The 5,568-nt window shown below is 70.1% G+C and carries 4 protein-coding genes, 1 rRNA gene and 1 pseudogene; all 6 read left to right on the forward strand.

Going from position 1 to position 5,568, the window contains the following annotated elements:
- Positions 1-86 (forward strand): 5S ribosomal RNA (gene rrf / locus ACFU6K_RS29940); the annotation flags it as partial.
- A 100-nt stretch (positions 87-186) separates the two neighbouring features.
- On the forward strand, positions 187-807 hold the full coding sequence (locus ACFU6K_RS29945; RefSeq protein ID WP_380668255.1) for a CDP-alcohol phosphatidyltransferase family protein: 621 nt from the start codon (positions 187-189) through the stop codon (positions 805-807).
- A 124-nt stretch (positions 808-931) separates the two neighbouring features.
- Positions 932-3,427: a sugar phosphate nucleotidyltransferase gene (locus ACFU6K_RS29950; RefSeq protein WP_380668257.1), complete on the forward strand. Its 2,496-nt coding sequence runs from the start codon at positions 932-934 to the stop codon at positions 3,425-3,427.
- 273 nt (positions 3,428-3,700) lie between these two features.
- Complete coding sequence (locus ACFU6K_RS29955) at positions 3,701-4,720, forward strand: DUF881 domain-containing protein (RefSeq protein ID WP_380668259.1); 1,020 nt, start codon at positions 3,701-3,703, stop codon at positions 4,718-4,720.
- Complete coding sequence (locus tag ACFU6K_RS29960; RefSeq protein ID WP_030062488.1) at positions 4,717-5,049, forward strand: small basic family protein; 333 nt, start codon at positions 4,717-4,719, stop codon at positions 5,047-5,049. The genes ACFU6K_RS29955 and ACFU6K_RS29960 overlap by 4 nt, the downstream gene beginning before the upstream one ends.
- Before the next feature lie 130 nt (positions 5,050-5,179).
- Positions 5,180-5,568: pseudogene (locus ACFU6K_RS29965) on the forward strand (hypothetical protein); the annotation flags it as partial.

Raw genomic sequence — 5,568 nt, forward strand, 5'->3', positions numbered from 1 at the left:
GTTACATTCCGAACCCGGAAGCTAAGCCTTACAGCGCCGATGGTACTGCAGGGGGGACCCTGTGGGAGAGTAGGACGCCGCCGAACAATTCTTCTAGAGAAGCCCCCGCCGGGTGAACCGGTCGGGGGCTTCTCTGTTGTAGGGTCAACATGCAATTGTCGTCACACGGGACAGGAGGCCCCCCGGGTGGAGGTCCAGGAGACGCGGGTCCAGACCGATCGCGTCCTCACCATCCCCAATATGCTGAGCATGGGCCGGCTGGTCGGTGTTCCGCTCTTCCTCTGGCTCATCCTGTGGCCGGTCTTCGACGGGCCCAACAATGACGGTTGGGCGTTGCTGATCCTGATGTTGAGCGGGGTCAGCGACTACCTGGACGGGAAGCTCGCCCGCCGGTGGGGGCAGATCAGCCGGGTGGGGCAGCTGCTCGATCCGCTGGCCGACCGGCTGTACGTGCTGTCCACGCTGGTCGGGTTGACGTGGCGTGGGATTCTGCCGTGGTGGCTCACCGCGATCCTGTTGGCCCGTGAGGCATTCATCGCCGGGCTGCTGCCGATTCTGGCCCGGCACGGTTACGGACCGCTCCAGACGAGTTTTCTGGGGAAGGCCGCGACCTTCAATCTGATGTACGCGTTTCCGCTTCTGCTGCTCGGCAGTGTCGACAGCTGGATCGCCCGGCCGGCCGAGGTGGTGAGCTGGGCGTTCATCTGGTGGGGGACGACCTTGTACTGGTGGGCCGCGATTCTTTACGCGGTCCAGGCGCGGCAGATCGTCCGGGGGAGCACCGCGGGCCCGGCGTCCACAGTCTGAGACGTGATCTGAGAGAAGCCCCACGCCTCCTCGGTGCGTCGGACGATACCTTCCGGGTAGAGAACCTTCTGGAACGCTTTGATGGACCTGCCGGTCCACCACCGCGAAGGAGGACGCACCCGTAATGAAAGCCGTTGTAATGGCAGGGGGCGAGGGCACTCGACTCCGCCCGATGACCTCCAGCATGCCGAAGCCGCTGCTTCCGGTCGCCAATAGGCCGATCATGGAGCACGTGCTTCGGCTGCTGAAGCGGCACGGCCTCTCCGACACCGTCGTCACCGTGCAGTTCCTGGCGTCGCTGGTCAAGAACTATTTCGGTGACGGCGAAGAGCTGGGCATGCATCTGACCTATGCCCACGAGGAGACGCCACTGGGCACTGCGGGGAGTGTCAAGAACGCCGAGGACGCGCTCAAGGACGATTCCTTTCTGGTGATCTCCGGTGACGCGTTGACCGACTTCAATCTCTCGGAATTGATCGACTTTCACCGCAGTAAGAACGCTCTGGTCACCGTCTGTCTCACGAGGGTGCCGAATCCACTGGAGTTCGGTATCACGATCACGGACGAGGAGGGGAGGGTCGAGCGGTTCCTGGAGAAGCCGACCTGGGGGCAGGTCTTCTCCGACACGGTGAACACCGGTATCTACGTGATGGAGCCCGAGGTCTTCGACTACGTCGCGGCGGGCGAGTCCGTCGACTGGTCGAGTGACGTCTTCCCCCAGCTCCTGAAGGAGGGCAAGCGGGTCTACGGGTACGTCGCCGAGGGCTACTGGGAGGACGTGGGCACCCACGAGAGCTACGGCAAGGCCCAGGCGGACGTCCTGGAGGGCAAGGTCGACGTCGAGCTCGACGGGTTCGAGATCTCCCCGGGGGTCTGGGTCGCCGAGGGCGCCGAGGTGGACCCGGAGGCGGTGCTGCGCGGGCCGCTGTACATCGGGGACTACGCCAAGGTCGAGGCCGGCGTGGAGATCCGCGAGCACACCGTGCTGGGCAGCAACGTGGTCGTCAAGCGCGGCGCGTTCCTGCACAAGGCGGTGGTGCACGACAACGTGTACGTCGGGCCGCAGAGCAATCTGCGGGGCTGCGTGGTCGGCAAGAACACCGACGTGATGCGGGCCGCGCGGATCGAGGACGGCGCGGTGATCGGGGACGAGTGCCTGGTCGGCGAGGAGTCGATCATCGGGGCGAACGTCCGGGTGTACCCGTTCAAGACCATCGAGGCCGGCGCGGTCGTCAACACCTCGGTGATCTGGGAGTCGCGCGGCCAGGAGCACCTGTTCGGGGTCCGCGGTGTCTCGGGCATCCTGAACGTCGAGATCACCCCGGAACTCGCCGTCCGGCTGGCGGGGGCGTACGCGACGACGCTGAAGAAGGGCGCCACCGTCACCATCGCGCGTGACCACTCGCGTGGCGCGCGTGCGCTCAAACGGGCGATGATCTCGGCGCTCCAGACCTCCGCGATCGACGTCCGCGACCTCGAGAACGTGCCCATGCCGGTGGCCCGGCAGCACACGGCGCGGGGCAGCGCGGGCGGGATCTTCCTGCGGACCACGCCGGGTGTGCCGGACTCGCTGGACATCCTCTTCTTCGACGAGCGCGGGGCGGACCTCTCGCAGGCCGGCCAGCGCAAGCTCGACCGCGTCTACGCGCGGCAGGAGTTCCGGCGGGCCTTCCCCGGTGAGATCGGGGACCTGACCTTCCCCTCCAGCGTCTTCGACTCCTACGCGGGCAACCTGCTGCGGACGGTGGACACCACCGGAGTCCGGGAGGCCGGGCTGAAGGTGGTCGTGGACACCGCGCACGGCAGCGCGGGCCTCGTCCTGCCGAGCATCCTGGGCCGACTCGGGGTGGAGGCGCTCACCGTCTCCAGCGGCCTGGACGAGGCGCGGCCGACCGAGGACGCGGAAACGCGGCGGGCCGGCCTGGCCAGGCTCGGCGAGCTGGTCGCCTCCTCGCGGGCGGCCTTCGGGGTGCGGTTCGACCCGGTGGGCGAGCGCGTCGCCTTCGTGGACGAGCTCGGGCGGGTGATCGACGACGACCGGGCGCTGCTGGTGCTGCTGGACCTGGTCGCCGCCGAGCGGCGCAGCGGGCAGGTGGCACTCCCCGTGACCACGACCCGGATCGCCGAGCAGGTCGCCGCGTACCACGGCACCCAGGTCATCTGGACCACGACGACGCCGGACGACCTCGCGAAGGCGGCCTCCGCCGAGGGCACGGTGTTCGGCGGGGACGGGCGCGGCGGCTTCGTGGTGCCCGAGTTCAGCGGGGTGCTGGACGGTGCCGCGGCGTTCGTCCGGTTGGTCGGCCTGGTGGCGCGGACCCAGCTCACGCTGAGCCAGATCGACGCCCGGATCCCGCAGGCGCACATCCGGCGCCGGGACATCGCGACGCCGTGGGCCGCCAAGGGCATGGTCATGCGCTCGGTGGTGGAGGCGGCCGGCAGCCGTCGGCTGGACACCACCGACGGCGTCCGGGTGGTCGAGGCGGACGGGCGCTGGACGCTGGTGCTCCCGGACCCGGCCGAGGCGGTCACCCACCTCTGGGCGGAGGGCCCCGACGACGAGGCCACCGAGGCGCTGCTGGACGAGTGGGCGGCCGTGGTCGACGGAGCGGGACGGTGACGATCCGGAGCTGAGCACGACCAGGAGCCGAGAGCGGTCAGGAGCCGAGCTCGGAACTGCCTCGGACGGCGGGGCGCGCGGTGTGACACGCGCGCCCCTCTGTCCGTTTTCACATCATTCGGAATACTCCGTCACATTCCGTCATGTGTGCAGCGTGTGTGCAGCTCAGGGGCCGTGCACGGGCCCCCTCGACGACATGGGACGATGGTCTCCATGCCAGCGACGCCGACGCCGAGTGCCCCGAACGGACGGTACAACCGTCCGGATGCCTCGATGTCCTTGCTGACCAACGTGATGGACCACAGCCTGGACGAGGGCTACGCGGAGGCGGCCGCCGCGCGCGGCGGTGCCCGCGACAGCCGGATACCCGGAACCCTGCCGGGGCTGCTCACGCTCGGGGCAGGGCTGGCGCTGGTCGGTGCGGTGGTGACGGTGGGCGCGGTGAACGCGCACAAGGCCGAGCCCTCGCTGGCCAAGGAACGGGACGCGCTGATCCACCGGATCAACGACAGCAACACCTCGGCCGACCGGTTGCAGAAGCAGGTGCAGGAGCTGCGGCTCAAGGTCGACAGCACGCAGCAACAGGCGCTCGCCTCGGGGGACGCGGATCCCGGAGGGGTGAGCGGGGCCGTGGGCCTGGGCCAGGTCACCGGGCCGGGCCTGAAGCTGGTCCTGGAGGACGCCGCGGGCACGGGCAGCGGCGGCAATGTCGACCCGAGGGCGGGGCAGGGCTTCTCCAACAGCGGCCGGCTGCGGGACCGCGACCTGCAGCTGGTGGTGAACGGCCTCTGGGGATCCGGGGCCGAGGCGATCGCGATCAACGGCCAGCGGCTGACCGCGCTGTCCGCGATCCGGGCCGCGGGCGAGGCGGTGCTGGTGGACAACCGGCCGCTGGTACCGCCGTACAACATCCAGGCGATCGGGGACGGCTCGAAACTCCTCGGCGCCTTCGAGAAGGACATGGCCGGGCAGTACCTGCGGCTGCTCCAGGAGCAGTACGGCATCAAGTCGACGCTCTCCGTGCAGAAGAGCCTGACGCTGCCGGCGGCGGTGGGGGTGACGCTGCGGACGGCGCAGCCGGTCTCACCCGAGGCCTCGCCCCCGGCGACCCCTGGCGGAACGCCGTCGGCCGCGGCCGGAACCCAGGAGAGCCCCGGCGCGTCCGTCTCACCATCGGCATCGCCTTCCGCTTCCGCCTCGTCGGCCCCGTCCAGCGGTGCTTCCACCGCCAAGCGGCGTCCGTCGACCGGAACCACCAAGACCACGACAGGGACAGGAGCAGCCAGACCGTGATTGCCGTACTGGGTCTTGTGATCGGGGTGGTCGTCGGCCTCTTCGTCCAACCCGAGGTGCCGGACGCCGTCGTGCCCTACCTGCCGATCGCGGTGGTGGCGGCGCTGGACGCCGTGTTCGGCGGCGTCCGGGCGATGCTCGACGGGATCTTCAACGACAAAGTGTTCATCGTCTCGTTCCTGTCGAACGTGGTGGTCGCGGCACTGATCGTCTTCCTCGGTGACCAGCTGGGCGTCGGCTCCCAGCTGTCCACCGGCGTGGTCGTCGTCCTCGGCATCCGCATCTTCTCCAACGCGGCCGCGATCCGGCGCCATGTCTTCCGTGCCTGAGCCGGGCCGCGAGCCCGCGGCGGAGGAGCGGCGGGAGGCGGCGGTGGCCGGGCCGGCCGCCGGGAAGCCGGGTGGAGAGCCGGGCGGGAAAGCGGTCGAGGAGGCGGTTTCGAAGCCCGTCCAGGAGGTCGTGGACGCACCCGGGGCGGAGGATGCGGCGGACGCGGACGAGGCTGCCGGGACGGCCGGGACGGCCGGGACGACCGCGGAGGCCGTGGAGCCCGTCGTGGCCTCGGAGGAGAAGTCTGACGCTAAGGCTGAGCTTGAGGCCGGTTCGGTGCCCGAGCCGACGCTGCGGCTCACGAAGGTCGCCGCGCCGGCTCCCGGGGCCGAGCCGGAGGCCGGGGCGAAGCCGGAGTCCACGCCTGCCGTTGAGCCCGATCCCACGCCCGAGCCCGCGCCGGAAGCGGAGTCCGAACCCGCGCCCGCGCCCGAGCCCGTCGCGGACCGGAGCGCCGGCCGGCGGCGCCTGAAGGCGGCGCTCTGGCCGCCGCGGCTGTCGCGCGGCCAGCTGGTGGT

Source organism: Kitasatospora sp. NPDC057512 (assembly GCF_042802135.1).
Lineage (GTDB): Bacteria > Actinomycetota > Actinomycetes > Streptomycetales > Streptomycetaceae > Kitasatospora.